At 37.0% G+C, this 17,767-nt stretch carries 16 protein-coding genes; 14 read left to right on the top strand and 2 right to left on the bottom strand.

Going from position 1 to position 17,767, the window contains the following annotated elements; genetic code table 11:
* Positions 1-5: 5 nt before the first annotated feature.
* The 6 genes from IGJ24_RS02965 to cshA all read left to right on the top strand — a co-directional run bounded on the left by IGJ24_RS02965 (position 6) and on the right by cshA (position 7,094).
* The gene (locus tag IGJ24_RS02965) at positions 6-1,016 is read left to right on the top strand and encodes a sugar kinase (RefSeq protein WP_194178174.1); all 1,011 of its coding nucleotides are present in this window, start codon (positions 6-8) and stop codon (positions 1,014-1,016) included.
* Between the two features lie 93 nt (positions 1,017-1,109).
* Positions 1,110-2,138 (top strand): hypothetical protein, encoded by a 1,029-nt coding sequence (locus IGJ24_RS02970; protein WP_002355719.1) that lies wholly within the window; start codon positions 1,110-1,112, stop codon positions 2,136-2,138.
* The gene (locus IGJ24_RS02975) at positions 2,135-2,581 is read left to right on the top strand and encodes a YaiI/YqxD family protein (protein WP_002385002.1); all 447 of its coding nucleotides are present in this window, start codon (positions 2,135-2,137) and stop codon (positions 2,579-2,581) included. Before IGJ24_RS02970 ends, IGJ24_RS02975 begins: the two co-directional genes overlap by 4 nt.
* Before the next feature lie 140 nt (positions 2,582-2,721).
* On the top strand, positions 2,722-3,792 hold the full coding sequence (locus IGJ24_RS02980; RefSeq protein WP_002355721.1) for a D-alanine--D-alanine ligase: 1,071 nt from the start codon (positions 2,722-2,724) through the stop codon (positions 3,790-3,792).
* 78 nt (positions 3,793-3,870) lie between these two features.
* Positions 3,871-5,244 carry a UDP-N-acetylmuramoyl-tripeptide--D-alanyl-D-alanine ligase gene (locus IGJ24_RS02985; RefSeq protein WP_289865450.1) on the top strand — a complete coding sequence of 458 codons (1,374 nt, stop codon included), beginning with the start codon at positions 3,871-3,873 and terminating at the stop codon, positions 5,242-5,244.
* A gap of 302 nt (positions 5,245-5,546) precedes the next feature.
* On the top strand, positions 5,547-7,094 hold the full coding sequence (cshA, locus tag IGJ24_RS02990) for a degradosome RNA helicase CshA (protein ID WP_002355724.1): 1,548 nt from the start codon (positions 5,547-5,549) through the stop codon (positions 7,092-7,094).
* A gap of 60 nt (positions 7,095-7,154) precedes the next feature.
* Here cshA and IGJ24_RS02995 read toward each other — a convergent pair whose 3' ends face one another.
* The gene (locus tag IGJ24_RS02995) at positions 7,155-7,421 is read right to left on the bottom strand and encodes a hypothetical protein (RefSeq protein ID WP_002358791.1); all 267 of its coding nucleotides are present in this window, start codon (positions 7,419-7,421) and stop codon (positions 7,155-7,157) included.
* Between the two features lie 304 nt (positions 7,422-7,725).
* On the opposite strand from IGJ24_RS02995, the gene acpS reads away from it, so the two are divergent.
* From acpS to lepB, 5 genes are all read left to right on the top strand, one after another.
* Entirely contained in the window at positions 7,726-8,079 is a 354-nt protein-coding gene (acpS, locus tag IGJ24_RS03000; protein WP_002355727.1) for a holo-ACP synthase, read from the top strand.
* Between the two features lie 29 nt (positions 8,080-8,108).
* Positions 8,109-9,224, top strand: a complete 1,116-nt coding sequence (gene alr, locus IGJ24_RS03005) for an alanine racemase (RefSeq protein WP_289865451.1) — start codon at positions 8,109-8,111, stop codon at positions 9,222-9,224.
* 15 nt (positions 9,225-9,239) lie between these two features.
* On the top strand, positions 9,240-9,617 hold the full coding sequence (locus tag IGJ24_RS03010; RefSeq protein ID WP_002355729.1) for a type II toxin-antitoxin system PemK/MazF family toxin: 378 nt from the start codon (positions 9,240-9,242) through the stop codon (positions 9,615-9,617).
* Between the two features lie 318 nt (positions 9,618-9,935).
* Complete coding sequence (locus tag IGJ24_RS03015) at positions 9,936-10,631, top strand: hypothetical protein (protein WP_002378072.1); 696 nt, start codon at positions 9,936-9,938, stop codon at positions 10,629-10,631.
* Between the two features lie 24 nt (positions 10,632-10,655).
* Entirely contained in the window at positions 10,656-12,128 is a 1,473-nt protein-coding gene (gene lepB / locus IGJ24_RS03020) for a signal peptidase I (RefSeq protein WP_438775353.1), read from the top strand.
* Between the two features lie 54 nt (positions 12,129-12,182).
* On the opposite strand, the gene IGJ24_RS03025 is transcribed toward lepB, so the two are convergent.
* Entirely contained in the window at positions 12,183-13,661 is a 1,479-nt protein-coding gene (locus IGJ24_RS03025) for a helix-turn-helix domain-containing protein (RefSeq protein ID WP_289865452.1), read from the bottom strand.
* A 174-nt stretch (positions 13,662-13,835) separates the two neighbouring features.
* On the opposite strand from IGJ24_RS03025, the gene IGJ24_RS03030 reads away from it, so the two are divergent.
* From IGJ24_RS03030 to IGJ24_RS03040, 3 genes are all read left to right on the top strand, one after another.
* On the top strand, positions 13,836-14,588 hold the full coding sequence (locus IGJ24_RS03030; RefSeq protein ID WP_438775354.1) for a tyrosine-protein phosphatase: 753 nt from the start codon (positions 13,836-13,838) through the stop codon (positions 14,586-14,588).
* Positions 14,589-14,666: 78 nt separating this feature from the next.
* Positions 14,667-14,897 carry a hypothetical protein gene (locus tag IGJ24_RS03035; protein WP_002355737.1) on the top strand — a complete coding sequence of 77 codons (231 nt, stop codon included), beginning with the start codon at positions 14,667-14,669 and terminating at the stop codon, positions 14,895-14,897.
* Between the two features lie 120 nt (positions 14,898-15,017).
* The gene (locus IGJ24_RS03040) at positions 15,018-17,684 is read left to right on the top strand and encodes a YhgE/Pip domain-containing protein (protein WP_289865454.1); all 2,667 of its coding nucleotides are present in this window, start codon (positions 15,018-15,020) and stop codon (positions 17,682-17,684) included.
* The last annotated feature ends 83 nt before the right edge of the window (positions 17,685-17,767 follow it).

The raw sequence follows: 17,767 nt of genomic DNA on the forward strand, positions 1-17,767 counted from the left end.
CAAAGATGAAAATTGCTGCGTTTGGTGAAGTCATGCTTCGTTTCACTCCGCCAGAGTATCTAATGTTAGAACAAACAGAGCAGTTAAGAATGAACTTTGTAGGGACTGGCGTAAATCTCTTAGCAAATTTGGCTCATTTTCAACTAGAAACAGCATTGATTACGAAATTACCTGCCAATCGTCTTGGTGAAGCTGGCAAAGCAGCGCTAAGGAAGTTAGGAATTTCAGATCAATGGGTAGGAGAAAAGGGCGATCATATTGGTAGTTTTTTTGCAGAAATGGGTTATGGAATCCGACCCACACAAGTAACTTATCAAAATCGCCATCAGAGTGCTTTTGGCAGCAGCGAGGCGAAGGACTACGATTTTGAGGCCTTTTTAGCGGAAGTAGATATGGTGCATATTTGTGGTATTTCGTTAAGTTTAACTGAAAAAACTCGTGATGCTGCTTTGATACTTGCTCAAAAGGCGCATGCCTGTCAAAAGAAAGTTTGTTTTGACTTTAATTATCGACCTAGTTTGAATACAGCAAATAGCGCACTCTTTATGCGTCAACAGTACGAACGCATTTTACCTTATTGTGATATTGTTTTTGGCAGTCGACGTGATTTGGTCGAGCTATTAGGTTTCATTCCGCGAGAAGATTTAGAAGGTGAGGCACAAGAAACTGAACTGATTCAGCGTTTCATGTCTCAATACAATTTGGAATGGTTTGCTGGGACAACGAGAAGTCATTCCCAAAATAAAAACTACTTAAGTGGGTATTTATATACCCAAAATGAGTACCAACCGAGTGAAAAAAGACCGCTTCTTAATCTTGATCGAATTGGTGCTGGTGATGCTTATGCGGCGGGGATTTTATATGGCTATAGCCAAAATTGGTCGTTAGAAAAGGCAGTTACCTTTGCCACAGTCAATGGGGTCCTTGCACATACGATTCAAGGAGATATTCCTTTGACAACGGTCAAACAAGTGAATCACGTTCTTGAGCATCCGAATCTTGATTTAATTCGTTAAAGAAGAAAACCAGAAGAAAAGTCGTGTGTGGCTTTTCTTCTGGTCTTTTTTTCATTATAATTAAAAGAAACAGATTGCAAAGGAGGCAGCAGGATGAGTGTTGCACATCTTTTAACAGTTTTAGAAAATGATGAATTTATTGAACGGATTCAAAAACGACCAGAAGCGTTCATAGGAACGACTGGCTTAGTCGGCTTAGAGAATTTACTTGTTCAGACAATTAACGGTTTATTAGAGTTTTTCATTGAAAAGAATCAAGGGAAAATTGCTATACAGTTATCACGTCAACAAATCTCTTTTCAGGTATCTTCCACACGACCGCTTGTTTTTGAACAAAAGCAAGTCGATTTAGAACCACCTTTTCTGTATTTATCTGTTTTACAAGCCTTCTCAAAACAAGTAGGAATCAGTATCGATCAAGAAAAACAGCGGACTATTTTTATTTACCATCAAGGGCAATTGAAAAAACGATTATTATTACCTATTGAAGAAACCCAGGAACGAATTGAAGTCTTGTTTTGGCCAGATACGCAAATTTTTGGTACAGAATCACTTTCTTATATGCGTGTTTTACAACAATGTCAACAGATTGCCATGTTGAATCCAGGCTTAAAGATTCTCTTAACACAAGAAGAGGAACAAAAAAATCTTTGTTATTACCCTAAAGGTTTAAGTAATTATTTATTTGAAAAAGATAACCCATTAACTAGAAAAGCCGCACCGATTATTCAAGCCAAGCAAACAGAATTGGCCCTTGTTCAATTTATTTTGAGTAAAAATCATGCGCCGCAAGTGCAAAAAACATTTGTTAATGGGCATTATCCCAGTCTTGGTGGAACCCACTATGAGGGCTTTCTTGATGGCGTAGTGGCCGCCTTCAATCAATTTTTAGAGGAGCAACATTATTCATTATCTGTGACAGCAGATAGTTTTTTAGCAGAATTTGATTTTGTTTTAGCCATTACGATACCAAAGCCCCGCTACACTGATGCAACGAAAACCATTTTAAGAAATACAGAGTTATATGAAGTGGTTAAAGAAGTCGTTTTTGACGAATTACAACACTACTTTCAACGTCATCCCAAATGGTTAGAGCAAGGAAGAAGCGAGGGAAATGAATGAAAATTTTTGTCGATGGCGATGGTTCACCTGTGAAAGAGACGGTTATTGAAGTCGCTGTAGAGAAAGCTTTGGATGTGGTGATTGTTACTAGTGTAGATCATTATTCCTTAAAAGATTATCCAGAAAATGTCTCTTTTGTGTATGTTGATAAAGGAGCGGATGCTGCTGATTTTAAAATTGTGCAGTTAATAAAAAAAGGGGATTTTTTAATTACACAAGATTATGGCTTAGCTTCTTTGGTTTTGCCAAAGGGAGTGTCGGTTTTACATCAACTGGGTTATCAATATACGAAAGAAAATATTGATGGCTTGTTAGAACAACGCTATTTTAGTGGCCAAATTCGGCGAAAAGGTGGCCGAACGAAAGGACCTAAACCTTTTACAGACAAAGATAGAACAACGTTTAAACAAGCCCTTATTGAGCTGGTGGAACGGAGTCTTTAGTAAGGAAAAGGCAAGCAAAGAATTTTTCCTTCACTAAATTTGCTTCTATTATGAAACTGGGTTTTATGCTAAAATAAGTAAGGATAATTTGAAAAATAATTTTTTCTAAAAGACAGGAAAGAAACTAGGAGGACAAGCATTTGAAGATTATTTTGTTGTATGGCGGCAGAAGTGAAGAGCACGATGTGTCTGTTTTGTCTGCATATTCCGTTTTAAATGCAATCTATTATAAATATTATCAAGTACAGTTAGTCTTTATTAGTAAAGACGGTCAATGGGTAAAAGGCCCTCTCTTATCTGAACGACCACAAAATAAAGAAGTTTTACATTTAACTTGGGCACAAACACCTGAAGAAACAGGCGAATTTTCAGGAAAACGAATCAGTCCTTCGGAAATTTATGAAGAAGAAGCGATTGTTTTCCCTGTTTTACATGGACCAAATGGTGAAGATGGAACAATTCAAGGATTCATGGAAACCATTAATATGCCTTATGTGGGCGCAGGTGTCTTAGCTAGTGCTAACGCAATGGACAAAATCATGACGAAATATCTTTTACAAACTGTTGGCATTCCACAAGTACCATTCGTGCCAGTTTTAAGAAGTGACTGGAAAGGAAATCCAAAAGAAGTCTTTGAAAAATGTGAAGGTTCTTTAATCTATCCGGTCTTTGTTAAACCTGCCAATATGGGTTCTAGTGTCGGAATTAGCAAAGCGGAAAATCGTGAAGAATTGCAAGAAGCATTGGAAGAAGCTTTCCGTTATGATGCTCGAGCAATTGTTGAACAAGGGATTGAAGCACGTGAAATTGAAGTAGCCATTTTAGGAAATGAAGATGTCCGTACGACTTTACCTGGTGAAGTGGTGAAAGATGTCGCTTTCTATGATTATGATGCAAAATACATCAATAACACGATTGAAATGCAAATCCCAGCGCATGTTCCAGAAGAAGTAGCTCATCAAGCGCAAGAATACGCTAAAAAAGCGTATATTATGTTAGATGGAAGTGGCTTAAGTCGCTGTGATTTCTTCTTAACAAGCAAAAACGAATTATTCCTTAATGAATTGAACACCATGCCTGGTTTTACTGACTTTAGTATGTATCCTTTACTATGGGAAAATATGGGCTTGAAATACAGTGATTTAATTGAGGAACTGATTCAGTTAGCTTTGAATCGTTTTAAACAACGCCAAGAATTTTATAATAACTAAGAAGAAAAAATCACACAAGACTGGGACATGACAAGACTTTGGCATGTCCCAGTCCCTGTGTCAGAGGAGCAAAACATAATGAAATTAACCTTCTGGGAAGTAGCGCAAGCGGTTGAAGCCAGTAATGATTGGCAACAATGGCCTGATTTTCCTTTAACAGGCATTGAATTTGATAGTCGTAAAATTGTGAAAGGGAACCTTTTTGTTCCTTTACAAGGTGAAAATGATGGTCATCGTTTTATTGAGAGTGCCATGGCTAATGGCTGTCAGGCCGCTTTTTGGGGACAGGATTTAGTCGATGCACCGCAACAATTGCCTGTTTTGCATGTTACTGATCCACTGGTTGCTATGCAAAAATTAGCTACCTATTATTTAAATAAAATGCAACCGAATGTCATCGCTGTGACTGGCAGTAATGGAAAAACCACCACTAAAGATTTAATTGCTGCTGTGTTATCTGAAAAGTTTGTGACTTACAAAACGCAAGGCAATTACAATAATCAAATTGGCTTACCCTATACTATTTTACACATGCCTGATGAAACAGAAAAACTGATTTTAGAAATGGGCATGGACCATGCTCAGGAAATTTCTTTCCTTTCCAATCTGGCTCAGCCAGAAGTTGCCGCCATCACAATGATTGGCGAAGCCCATGTGGAAAATTTAGGCTCACGAGCAGGCATTGCACAAGCAAAAATGGAAATCGTAGATGGTTTAGCCAATGACGGTAGTTTATTTGTGCCAAGCGATGAACCTTTGCTAGAACCATTGGTGGAAAAAGTTACGCAACAAGTGATTACTTTTGGTTTTAGCCAGGAAAGTCAACTTCAAGGAATCGTCACAAATGAAGCCAAAGAGCAAACCTCATTCAAAATCAGTGATACACAAATGACGTTTACGATTCCAGTGCCAGGAACCTATAATGTCACCAATGCATTAATCGCAATCGGGATTGGTCGGTATTTCCAATTAACGGATAGTGAGATTCAAAAAGGGTTGGCAACAGCGGAGCTAACAAAGAATCGGACAGAATGGTTGAAAGCAGCGAATGGTGCCGAAATTTTAAGTGATGTGTACAATGCCAATCCGACAGCTATGGGTCTTGTTCTGGACAGTTTTAGCAAAATGTCCAAAGTAGGAAAACGAATTGCTGTTTTAGGAGACATGCTAGAATTAGGTCCTGATTCTGCTGCCATGCATCAAGCAATGGCGCAGCATTTAGCCCCAGATGCGATTGAAGAAGTCTTTTTATATGGTTCTGAAATGGCTTATTTAGCTGATAAATTGCAAGAAACCTATGCACCAGCTAACATTCATTCTTTTAAAAAAGAAGAAAAAAATGAGTTGATTGAAGCTGTCAAAAAAGTCTTACAGCCAGAAGACATGGTGGTTTTAAAGGGAAGTAACGGGATGGGACTTCGTGAAGTCATCGATGCACTTTTGGAAAAGTAAATAAGTTTCATAAAACTTGCTGAAAATAGGATTCTATGATAGAATGACCTATTGCCGGAAGATGACGAGAAAAATTGAATCGTAGTAAATAAAATAGATCTATTTCTATGTTTAATAATAAATGTGAAGCTGAACGACCACGTTTGGCTTTTCTAATGCCATAAGGTGAATTTTTCGGTGAAATCAGGAAAGAAGAAATAGTTGGCACACTATAATGGATTTCTTTTTAACAACTGAAAGTGAAGACACCTGAAACTAGGAAGAAATCGTTCTTTCCGAAACAAAATCTAGGAGGATATCATTTGAAATTTAAAGAACTTGGTTTAGCGCCAGAATTATTATCAGCGGTAGAACGCGCAGGCTTCGAGGAAGCAACCCCTATTCAATCAGAAACAATTCCGTTAGCGTTAGCAGGAAAAGACGTAATCGGACAAGCACAAACAGGAACAGGGAAAACCGCTGCTTTTGGCTTACCAATGCTTAACAAAATTGACGCAGACAACCGCGTTATTCAAGGATTAGTCATTGCACCAACCCGTGAGTTGGCTATCCAAACACAAGAAGAGTTATTCCGTTTAGGCCGCGATAAAAAGATTCGCGTCCAAGCCGTTTACGGTGGGGCTGATATCGGTCGCCAAATCCGTGGACTAAAAGATCGTCCACATATCGTTGTAGGTACACCAGGACGTTTACTAGACCATATTAATCGTCGTACCTTGAAATTAGAAACTGTTGAAACATTAGTTTTAGACGAAGCAGATGAAATGTTAAACATGGGCTTCTTGGAAGACATTGAAAAAATCATCTCACAAGTGCCAGAACAACGTCAAACACTTCTATTTTCAGCAACTATGCCGCCAGCAATCAAGAATATTGGCGTGAAATTCATGAAACAACCAGAACATGTGAAGATTAAAGCCAAAGAAATGACGGCTGATTTAATTGATCAATATTATGTACGTTCAAAAGACTTTGAAAAATTTGACATTATGACACGTTTACTAGACGTGCAAACCCCAGAATTGACCATTGTCTTTGGTCGGACAAAACGCCGTGTTGATGAACTTGCCCGCGGGTTAGAAGCGCGTGGTTACAAAGCAGAAGGCATCCATGGCGACCTATCACAACAAAAACGGATGAGCGTTTTACGTTCATTCAAAAATGGTAACTTAGATATCTTAGTGGCAACAGATGTAGCAGCACGTGGGTTAGATATTTCAGGTGTCACCCATGTCTATAACTACGATATTCCACAAGATCCAGAAAGTTATGTTCACCGTATTGGTCGGACAGGTCGTGCTGGTAAAGGCGGTATGTCTGTGACGTTTGTAACACCTAACGAAATGGGTTACTTACATGTCATCGAAAACCTAACGAAAAAACGGATGACACCATTACGTCCACCAACCGAAAAGGAAGCATTTAAAGGACAATTAAGTGCAGCTGTTGAAACCATCGAAAGTGATCTAGAAGAAAATGGTTTAGACAAATATCTAGAATCTGCTGAAGCGTTATTAGAAAAATATTCAGCGACAGACTTAGCTGCGTTATTATTAAAAACAGTAGCGAAAGATCCAGCAGATGCGGTTCCTGTAAAAATTACCCCAGAACGACCATTGCCTTCAAATAAAAAAGGCTTTAACAAAAATGGCCGTGGTGGTGGCGGTGGGAACAACCGTAATCGCAACCGTGGTGGCAATGGTAAAGGTGGCAGCTATCGTGGCAACAAAAACCATAAAGATGGCGACCGTAATTACAAAAATAGCGACCGCAAAAATAAAGATCAACGTGGCGGTAAACGTCATAACGATAAAAAACGTGGTTTCGTCATTCGCGAAAACGCCAAATAATCAAAAGAGCGAGTGTTCCGTCTATGAACGGAACACTCGCTCTTTTTTGGTAGATAATCGTTAAATAGAAAAACTCAAAAAAAGTAAAAAAGGCATCAAAATGATATAAAAAAAGAAAAACGCCAAAATTATCCAAGTTTTCAACGGGGAAGTTAGATTGAAGAGTTTCATTTTTTGTTGTAGCAAATGAATGGTTACGATCCAAACCAGTTGCAAGAGAAAAAATAGGCTGGGATTTTTAAAGAAGATTGGAAATATGTAGAGCAACAAAGTAAAAATAAACAGGGCGCAACGAAGTAACTTTTTTTGCCGAGAAGTTAAAGTCATACGTTTTTCTCCTTTTTCTTTTTATTCTCCCATAAGTAGCCAAAATTTTCTATAAAATATCAGAACATCCACTTAGTTTCCTGCTTTTTTTCCGATACTTCTTAGTTGTTTTCTTACTTTTATAAAAATTCAGAAAAATTTTATAAAAATGTAAATAGGAAGAAAACGTATGGTACTTCAATTTGTGTGAGGATCTTGTAAAACATTCTTTATTTTTTTAGCGAATCAGTGGAAAAATTTTGAAATTTTGTTAAAATGAAAGGTAATTCGGAGTAACTATATTAAATAGGAAGTAAGGCGGAAAATGATAAAGGGAATTGGTATTGACGCAGTAGAATTAAGTCGGATAAAACCGATTGTTGAAAAACAAGGATCATTTATTCAACGGGTTTTAACACCTAACGAATTGACCCTTTTTGAAAAGTTATCTACAAAACGTCAAATAGAATTTTTAGCTGGTCGTTTTGCTTGTAAAGAAGCGTTCTCTAAAGCATGGGGCACAGGGATTGGTAAAGTTGGTTTACAAGATATTGAGGTGCTGACTGAAAAAACAGGTGCACCATACGTAGCAAACTCGCCCCATAATGGTAAAGTGTTTGTCTCGATTACGCACACAGATACTATGGCGATTGCACAAATTGTTTTAGAAAGCGAATAATAGAAGCAACGAAGAAAGAAGGATGTACAATGGTCGTTGGATGGCATCGTCCTACACGGTTACATATCGATACGCAAGCAATTACTGAAAATGTCCAAAAGGAATGTCAACGTTTGCCAGAAGGAACCGCTTTATTTGCGGTTGTAAAAGCGAACGGCTATGGGCATGGCGCCGTAGAATCCGCCAAAGCGGCGAAAAAAGGTGGCGCGACAGGTTTTTGTGTCGCCTTATTGGATGAAGCAATTGAATTGAGAGAAGCAGGTGTTCAGGACCCCGTTTTAATTTTGAGTGTGGTAGACTTAGCTTATGTGCCTTTATTGATTCAATATGATTTGTCTGTAACGGTAGCTACACAAGAATGGTTAGAAGCTGCTCTTCAACAACTAACGCCTGAGAGTAACACGCCATTACGTGTTCACTTAAAAGTCGATACTGGCATGGGACGGATTGGCTTTTTAACCCCGGAAGAGACTAAGCAAGCAGTGCGGTTTGTTCAATCCCACAAAGAATTTTTATGGGAAGGGATTTTTACTCATTTTTCGACAGCTGATGAAATCGATACAAGCTATTTTGAAAAACAAGCAGGGCGTTTTAAGGCTGTTCTAGCAGTTTTAGAAGAGTTACCTCGGTATGTCCATGTTAGCAATAGTGCGACAGCGTTATGGCATCCTGATGTGCCAGGAAACATGATTCGCTATGGGGTAGCCATGTATGGATTGAACCCTTCAGGTAATAAGCTGGCCCCAAGCTATGCGTTAAAGCCGGCCTTACGGTTGACCAGTGAACTCATCCATGTAAAACGCTTAGCGGCTGGCGAAGGAATTGGCTATGGCGAAACCTACGTAACTGAATCTGAAGAATGGATTGGGACAGTGCCAATCGGCTATGCAGATGGCTGGTTGCGTCATCTCCAAGGATTTACAGTGCTCGTGAATGGCAAGCGTTGCGAAATCGTCGGACGAGTGTGTATGGATCAATGTATGATTCGTTTAGCGGAAGAAGTTCCTGTCGGCTCAGTCGTTACATTAGTTGGAAAAGATGGCAATGAAGAAAATACGTTACAAATGGTAGCCGAAAAATTAGAAACCATTCATTATGAAGTTGCATGTACTTTCTCACAAAGAATCCCCAGAGAATATAACTAGATAGGAGGTTCCACTATGGTCAAACGCGGAGATATTTATTTTGCAGACCTTTCCCCAGTAGTGGGCTCGGAACAAGGTGGCGTCAGACCTGTCCTTGTTGTCCAAAATAACTTAGGTAATCATTTTAGCCCAACGATTATCGTTGCGGCGATTACAGCCAAAATGGCAAAGCCAAAATTGCCAACACATATCGGGATTAATTCTGATGAAACAGGCATTGAAAAAGATTCAGTGATTCTTTTAGAGCAGATTCGAACAATCGATAAGGGTCGCTTGAAAGAAAAAGTTTGTCATTTGAGACTTGATATTATGGAAGAAGTTGATCGTGCCTTAGGCATCAGTGTTGGACTTAGTAGCGATTCAGCCCCAGCAAAAGCAAATTCAGCTACATAAAGAACGATAGCTACTATGAAATCAACAAAGACGAATTGGATTTTTTTAAAAGCGACTGATCTAGTTCGGTTCGCTAAACATAGTTTGAGTAAAAGCGAGAGAGATGGCCAAGTGGCCTCTCTCTTTTTTTGTTTTATATTTTAAAAATTAAAATATAAATATAAAATATGAAATTTTATCATTGTATTTTAAATAAAGTTGTTGGCAAGGCTCAAACGGAATGTTACAATCAATACTATATAGAGTTTTTAAAGAGCGTAACAGGTGATTTTACAAGTTTTGATTGTCGAGCGATGACATAAAGGAGATTATATTTGTATGATGATTGTTGTACTTTTAATGAGTAGTTGCTTATTTTTATTTGTAAGCTATCAATTGTATTTGCGATTACTTGTCGAAAAACTGGATTCAGAGGACCGGACATTAAAGAGGAAAATAAATTTCTATAAGTATCAGAAAAATAGTCGTTTAATGATTTATTTATTGTTTAGTGTTTGTCTACTTAGCGTATTATTGTTAGGAATTGTTTATACATATTATCAATTAAATCAACGAAATATCCGCATGGAACAACGGATCGAGCGTTTGGCACAAGGCCAAGCTACTCAAGGTGACAAAATAAAAAAACAAGCGATTAAAAAAACAGCCTTAAATCAGTTTCCCTGGAAGCAAGCTGTTTCGGCAGAATCGGCCGCTGTCTTGACTAATTATGAATTACAATTAGCGCGTGAATGGCGTCCTTACCTCGGAGAGACGAGTATCACAATGATTAGAAGTGAAAAAACACAAACCTTGACACTGTCTGTTTTTTCAGTTGGCTTAAGTTACCATGAATTTCAAACAGGCCAAGACAATATTGTAGCACTTATTGCAGCGTTGAATTCAGTTAAAGAAATTACCATGATTGATTTTAATTTTACTTATCGAGATCAAGAGCAAACCCTTGTCAAATCCATTGATACGTATGCTCGTGAGACGCTTGAAACAAATTTGGAGCCTGTCGTGATTAGTTAAAAGGACGAGAGAAAGGACATATAAATGACAAAAAGACGTTTAATCAAAAAAATTAAAGATATTTCGGATGATACGCTTGAAAAAGAAGTCTTTTTTCAGCCAGGATTCGAACCAGAAAAAATAATTAGCGGAATCAAACCAGAACAACAGGAAAAAGAAATGGCGACCTTAAGAGAAAGGCTCGCCTACTATCAGAAAAAAGAAACAGCCTTTAAAAAACTTCAAGAAGAAAATGAGCAATTAAAGAACCAACAAGAAACGGAAAAACAAGCATTAGAAGAAAAAAATCAGGCATTACTTGAAACACTAAATCAAAAAGAACATGAAATTTTTGAATTGGAAGAGCAACTGGAAACAAACAGTGAAACCACGACAGAGGCTACCACTCTTCAAACAAATCTGCAAAATGCAGAAAAACAATTAACCACTGTACATAATCAAATGGAACGTTTAGAAAGTGAATTAACGCAGCAAGTGGCAGAATTAGAAAAAGAATCGGCTGAACAGCAACAACATATCCAGACATTACACAACCAGTTAGCAGAAGAAAAAGGAAAGTTGGAGAAAAAAGGGGATATTACAGGAATGGAAAAGCAAGTAGAAACGTTAACGACAGAATTAGAAGAAAGCACAACGACTCAACAAGCATTGCAGGAACAAATTGAAAAACTAACTGTACAATTACAAAAAGTAGAAGCCGAAAAACAAACCTTACAAGAGGCTGCCCAACAAGAAGTGATTGTGCAACAACGCATGGAGGAGTTAAAGAATGAGCTTCAAAATAGTTTACAGCAAAAAAATGAAGCGGAAGTAAAATTAGGGCGACTGCAAGGTGTCAATGACAAACATCTTGCTGAAAAGCAAGTTTACGAAGGGGAATTAGCTGCTCTAAGAAAAGAAGTAGAGTCCAAAGAAGACAGTTTAGAACAAGTTCAAAAAGAATTGAAGACACTACAAGCCGTTTCAAAAAATATTGAACCGAGTAGTGAGCAGTTAACAGAATTGCTACGCGCAAAACAGCAAATTAACGATTTATTAATGAAAAATCAGCAATTACAAGAAGAGGCTTTAAAATCGCAACAAGAAATTGGCGAAGTGATGGTTTCTGCCAAAAAAGAAGCCAATCGGATTGTTAATGAAGCGAAAGTAGAAGCAAAACACCTAATCAATTCCGCAGAATTAGAAATGTTAAATATTGGTAACCGAGCGAAAAGTATTTCGAATGAAGTCGAAGCATCAAAAGTAGAAGTACTTGAGATTTATCGCGAATTAGAGGAACGCTTAACTGAGAATGCCAGTCGTTTTGACTTATCAGAAGAAGAAGCAGCCCAATTTCGCCTGTTTCAGAAGATTCCAGCCGGTCATTACTTTGTCTTAGGGGACAATCGTACGCATTCAAGTGATAGTCGTACGTTCGGCTTTGTCGAGATACAAGCGATTGAAGGAATCGTGATATTTAAAATGGCGCCGTTTAAGGAAATAGGGAAAGTAAAATAAAAAGCTTAAGTCAGCCATTTAAGAGTAGGGCACTTAAGCTTTTCTTATTAGAGGTTATTTGCCCAATAACAATTGAATGATTTTTTCAATTGATTGCAGGTCATAACGATTACTAATATCCGAAAAAATATAGTAATGGTCATACTGGGCAACGAGCTGTTCATTATTGGTATTCATTAAAAGCAAATCATAATGGTTTTCTGCGTTGTAAGGCTCAATTTTCAGCGGATATTTTCCAGCGATACTCTGTTGTATTTTTTGTGCTACCAACTCGCTATAGGCACTGCTCAGTGAGTGATAAACACCAATCGTTATTTTTTTTTCATTTAATTCAGCAATGTGATTCAAAATAAGCGTATAATTAATTTCAGTAAATTGATTTTGGTATTTAGAAATAGTGGCTTCTGTGGCAAAGTTCGTTGTAGCGATTTCCACTAATTCGTAAACTTCACTTTCACTAAAAGGATGACGTAAGACTTTCAAAAGTGACTGAATTGTCCAATAATCAAAGGGTAAAATAAATCCAGAAAAATAGTAGAGTTGCGCATGTAATTGAAAAAGTAAATTTTCAATATAAAGTAATCGAATAGGCAGTACGTAATGAGATAGATAACCATGTGCTTTAAGATAAGTTAAAATAACTCGGTTCATTTCGTTAAGATACGTTTTTTCGATTCGTTGTTGTTTTGCTAAACGAAAGGCGAAAGCAGCATTCGCAGAATAATTATGCATGGAACAAAAAAAGTCATAAAACATATAGGCTTCGTTGCTTGTATATGGACGGTCGATTCTTTTCATATATGTATGTATAGATAAATTAATTTCTTCAAATAAAGGTCGATCGAGTTGGGCATCCTGTGGACTAATCGTTGGCAGGGGTTCTAAAACCATGCGACGAAAAGAAATTTTCATCCAAAGTTTAATTTGGAGAATTTCTGTATGATCAAAGGTAATTCTGGGAATTTCTTGTAATATCTCAATTAATCCTAGGTATTGATTGGCCAGCTCTTTTTCCAAATCTGTTTTTTCTTCAAAGATAAACCAGAAAAAATTAAAAAAGAAAAAGCGAATTTGTTTTTCTTCGCCAACAAGTTTTCCTCGTTTGATACGTAAATTAAACTCATTGAGTAAATCATTTAATTCAACAATTTTTCGATAATACGTAGCAGAGCTAATGGCATAATTCTGTTGAAAATACCCGCCATTTATTTCATTCTTATGGAAGAGCTGCTGGACCATGTGAAACTTAATAGATTTATCCAAGAACAACATGATCATTGATTTCATGGAAAAGGTTGGTGCTTTGTTTAGATAAAGGGTATCACCTAATGCAGTCACGGTGAGGCTTTCTTGAAGTTGCTCTTCTTTCAAAAATTGCTCTAAAAAAGAAAGGTATTCATTCAATGTTGGTAAACTAATATTGAAAAAATCTATTAATTCATTTCGTGTTGCTTGGCCTTTATTATTATATAGGAATAATAAAATATCATTCATATAATCATAAGGTTTCTCTAAAAAATCTCTTTTTAACATCGTTGCTCACCTCTCTTTTAAGAATACTGCATCTATGATAAAATGGCAATAAACAACTGATAAAAAGATTGTTTTTTGAAGTGTTTTTTATTATCATTGAAAAAAAGAAATAAAAGAAAAAAAACAAAGCATTTAAATGACAACAAAATAATTAAAATGAAGGAGCGACAGAATATGAACAGCGTAGTGAATTTTAGAGATATCGGAGGATTTCCAACGAAACAAGGCACATCCGTCAAGACAGGGCATTTTTTTCGGAGTGGGGAACTCGTTAATGTTGCACAAGAGGATCAACAGATGCTAGTAGAGGATTATCAAATTAAACGGATTTATGATTTTAGAAGTGCAGCAGAAACGCAAGAACGACCAGATGATTCAATTCAAGGAACCAACTATTTACATATAGATATTTTGGCCGATATTCAGGCACAGACCGCTTCATTAGAAGGAATGCTTAAAACGGTTGGTTCACCCGATGAAGCAATGGACATGGCTTATAAAGAAATGGTTCTTTCCAATTCGGGGCGCAAAGGCTACCAAACATTTTTTGAAAACTTTTTAAGTTATCCACAGGAAGCTATTTTATTTCATTGTTTCGCAGGAAAAGATCGAACAGGAATCGGCGCAGCCTTGATATTAAGTGCTTTAGGTGTGGAACATTCTTATATTTTAGAAGATTATTTAAAGACGAATGAGCAAAGAAAAACCGCTAACGAGCAAATTATTGTGCAATATCAAGCAAATGGAACGCCTCCAGCAGAAATTCAACAATTAGAAACGCTGCTTTATGTGAAAAAAGAGTACTTAGCGACCGCTTTACAGGCGATTGAAAAAGAATTTGGTTCGGTAGAGGGCTATTTAAAAGAGGGACTCGGCTTACCTTTATCCGCCAAAAAAGACATGCTAAGTCTGTACACAAAATCATAGATCCTAAAAAAAGGACTATCCTTTCTAAAAAAGAAGTTTTATAATAGAAAAGAATCTGTTTGTAAGGAGGGATAGGGAATGAAAGAAGGACAAGAACAATTCTTAACGTTCATACTAGATCGAACAAAAGAAGATAAAAAAGAAAAAATGCAAGCGCTACTTGCAGAAATGTTTGAACGCCAACAAACAGGCAAATTAGATAAAATGTACTTGATGACAAAAGCACCAAAACTTTTGGCTTATTTAAAACCAGAAGCCATTGATGAAGTTAAACAAGTCGTTTCGGAATTTTCTAAAAATATGAAATAAACAAACTTAGCTTGAACTTACGACATTTTAAAAATGTGTCGTAACATTCAAGCTTTTGTTTGTTATTCTCTTGTATTTTATGCTAAAGTTATTCAGGCACAAAAAAAAGCAGGTGATTTTATGAAACATATAAAAAATACATGGGAACTATTTATTTTAGATTGGAAAAGAATTTTTAAAAACCCAGTAGCAACATTTTTGATTGTTGCCTTAATGATTATTCCATCATTATATGCATGGTTTAACATTAAAGCGCTATGGGATCCGTATTCAAATACAGGAGAGTTACCAATAGCGGTCTATAGTGATGACCAAACAGCAACTTTTCAAGATAAATCGGTCAATATTGGTGATGAAGTCCTGAAAAACTTGAAGAAAAATAAGCAATTAGGTTGGCGTTTTGTTGATTCAAAAAAGGAATTAGACAAAGGAGTCCAATCAGGAAAATATTTTGCCGGGATTTATTTACCTAAAGATTTTTCCAAAGATTTGCTAAGTTTTACTTCTGGTGATATCAATAAACCTAAAATTGAATACTCAATCAATGAAAAAATTAATGCAATTGCACCGAAAATTACGTCAAAAGGCGCTTCTTCCATTCAGTCACAAATTTCGGAAGAATTCATTAAAACGGCAAGTAGTACGTTAATCAAAACATTCAATGATATTGGCTATGATATTGATAAAAACATGGTCAGCATTCAAAAAGTTAAGAGCATGATTTTAGATACAGATGCCAACATTGGAACCATTGATACGTATGCAAAACAAGTCACAGACTTACATGGTAAGATGCCTGAGCTAAAAGAAAAATTAGCGAAAGCCAACGATGCGATGAAATATTTACCTGAAGTTGATGCTTTAGGAGAGAAGATTGTTGAGCTAAATGGCAAAATGCCAAGCATCAAAGAACAAGCTAGTGTTATTTTGACGTTACAAGAAAAAATTCCAGAAATTCAAAACGCTGGCCGACAAATTGCTATGATTGATGAAGACTTTGCCTCTGTGGAACAAACAATGAGCGAAGGAATCCAAGAAGCAAAACAAGGATTAGAAATCATTCAACAAGTTCAAACGGCGTTGCCAGATATTCGTAAACTAGGTGATCAAGCCAATGATTTAGGGAATGTCACATTAGATGGCGCTAATAAATTGGAAAAGGCTTTACCTGGAATTACTCAAAGTGTGGGGACGATTTTAAAAGCAATTGGAACAATTAGCGCTGGTGTAAATACAGCACTAGAAGATTTAAAAAATCATCGTTTACCAGTTGAAGAAAGAGAAGCAATTAAGCAACAACTGTCTGAAAGCTTAGGAAAACAACATGAAAATATCCAACAGCTGATTCAACTGTTTACGCAAATACAAGAAGCCACAGGTAACACTGATTTACAAGACACAATAAATAGATTGAATACGATTGATGGTATTGTAGTTAGATTAAAAACTGATGTTGATAACATTGATGTGAATGCGGTAACTGATAAACGATTGGAAGAAATTCAAAATGAAGCTCAACAAGTAGAAGCAACCGTCAATAGTATTAACCCTGATGCAATTGAAAACACAGTAAAAACGATTTTAGACAAATTAATTGCTACCATCCAAAACGCTCAAGGTCAACTAAACAAAGCGCAACAAATTGACTTTGAAGGGTTATTGAGCTCAACAAGTCAAACGGTCACTAATGCGATTTCTTTATTAGAAAAATATCAAGCCGAAATGCCGGCAATTAAACAAGAAATTCATGATGCGAATACGATGTTGAATGGCAATATGGAAACCATTGTCAATGGCATTAATCGTGGTGCTGATTTGTATAAAAACGATTTACCAGTCATTCAAGACAAAGTCAGCAAAGCGGCAGCCTTTATGCAAAATGACTATCCAGGTATCCGAAAAGATTTAACGAATACCTTGAAAACAGTCAATGAGAAAATGCCAGATGTTGAAGCGGCCTTAGACAAAGCCAACGAGCTGATTATTAATGATTGGCCAAATATCAAAACAGGATTACACAAAGCAGCGAATGCAATCCGTAAAGGTGAAAAAGAAGTTGATTTAGGTGAAATTCTTAAATTACTAAAATTAGATGCCAATAAAGAAAGTGACTTCTTTACACAACCAGTTGAAGTCAAAGAACATGCTGTTTATCCGATTGCTAATAATGGTTCGGCAAGTACGCCATTCTATACAGCTTTGTGTTTATGGGTTGGTGCTGTATTATTCTCAAGTGTTGCGACAACGGATGTTTATCTTGAAGGAAAAGATAAAAAACGCTTCTCTAAACGGGAACAATTTTCAGCACGGATGTTTACCTTCATTGTCATGGGGATTGGTCAAGCGCTGATTGTAACGCTAGGTAATTACTTTGCGTTAGGCGTAGATGTCCGTAATCCAGCGTATAGTGTCTGGTTTGCGGTATTGATTGCCATTACGTTTATGATAATGGTTTATGTGCTCGTTGCTCTCTTTGGCAATGTAGGGAAAGGAATTGCGATAATAATCTTGGTACTATCCATCTCTGGTGGGGGTGGGAACTACCCAATTCAAGTCTCAGGTAAATTCTTCCAAATGATTAATCCGTTCTTGCCGTTTACGCATGCCGTGAACTTGCTAAGGGAATCAGCAGGAGGCATTTACTGGCCAAATGCTTGGTTTGCAATTTGGATTATGGTGGGGATTTCAGTCGTCTTTAGTATTGGCGGTGCAATTCTTTATCCACATCTGGAACACAGATCGAAAAAATTTGCGGCTTTAGCACAAAAGAGCCATTTATTCCATTAAAAAACAAAAAGCTGAAAACGTCTCTAGCGTTTTCGGCTTTTTGTTTTTCTTTATTTTCAAGGCAACCCTAACAAAGAAGTTTT

Origin of the sequence: Enterococcus sp. DIV0546 (assembly GCF_051712785.1) — a bacterium.
Taxonomy (GTDB): Bacteria; Bacillota; Bacilli; order Lactobacillales; family Enterococcaceae; genus Enterococcus; species Enterococcus faecalis.

What these genes read in the sequence shown, in the direction of transcription:
- acpS (WP_002355727.1), top strand. Translation starts at nt 7,726, where the DNA reads ATGATAAAGGGAATTGGTATTGACGCAGTAGAATTAAGTCGGATAAAA.
- IGJ24_RS02985 (WP_289865450.1), top strand. Translation starts at nt 3,871, where the DNA reads ATGAAATTAACCTTCTGGGAAGTAGCGCAAGCGGTTGAAGCCAGTAAT.
- IGJ24_RS02975 (WP_002385002.1), top strand. Translation starts at nt 2,135, where the DNA reads ATGAAAATTTTTGTCGATGGCGATGGTTCACCTGTGAAAGAGACGGTT.
- IGJ24_RS03010 (WP_002355729.1), top strand. Translation starts at nt 9,240, where the DNA reads ATGGTCAAACGCGGAGATATTTATTTTGCAGACCTTTCCCCAGTAGTG.
- IGJ24_RS02965 (WP_194178174.1), top strand. Translation starts at nt 6, where the DNA reads ATGAAAATTGCTGCGTTTGGTGAAGTCATGCTTCGTTTCACTCCGCCA.
- IGJ24_RS03040 (WP_289865454.1), top strand. Translation starts at nt 15,018, where the DNA reads ATGAAACATATAAAAAATACATGGGAACTATTTATTTTAGATTGGAAA.
- IGJ24_RS02995 (WP_002358791.1), bottom strand. Translation starts at nt 7,421, where the DNA reads ATGACTTTAACTTCTCGGCAAAAAAAGTTACTTCGTTGCGCCCTGTTT.
- IGJ24_RS03030 (WP_438775354.1), top strand. Translation starts at nt 13,836, where the DNA reads ATGAACAGCGTAGTGAATTTTAGAGATATCGGAGGATTTCCAACGAAA.
- lepB (WP_438775353.1), top strand. Translation starts at nt 10,656, where the DNA reads ATGACAAAAAGACGTTTAATCAAAAAAATTAAAGATATTTCGGATGAT.
- IGJ24_RS03025 (WP_289865452.1), bottom strand. Translation starts at nt 13,661, where the DNA reads ATGTTAAAAAGAGATTTTTTAGAGAAACCTTATGATTATATGAATGAT.
- IGJ24_RS03035 (WP_002355737.1), top strand. Translation starts at nt 14,667, where the DNA reads ATGAAAGAAGGACAAGAACAATTCTTAACGTTCATACTAGATCGAACA.
- IGJ24_RS02970 (WP_002355719.1), top strand. Translation starts at nt 1,110, where the DNA reads ATGAGTGTTGCACATCTTTTAACAGTTTTAGAAAATGATGAATTTATT.
- IGJ24_RS03015 (WP_002378072.1), top strand. Translation starts at nt 9,936, where the DNA reads ATGATGATTGTTGTACTTTTAATGAGTAGTTGCTTATTTTTATTTGTA.
- alr (WP_289865451.1), top strand. Translation starts at nt 8,109, where the DNA reads ATGGTCGTTGGATGGCATCGTCCTACACGGTTACATATCGATACGCAA.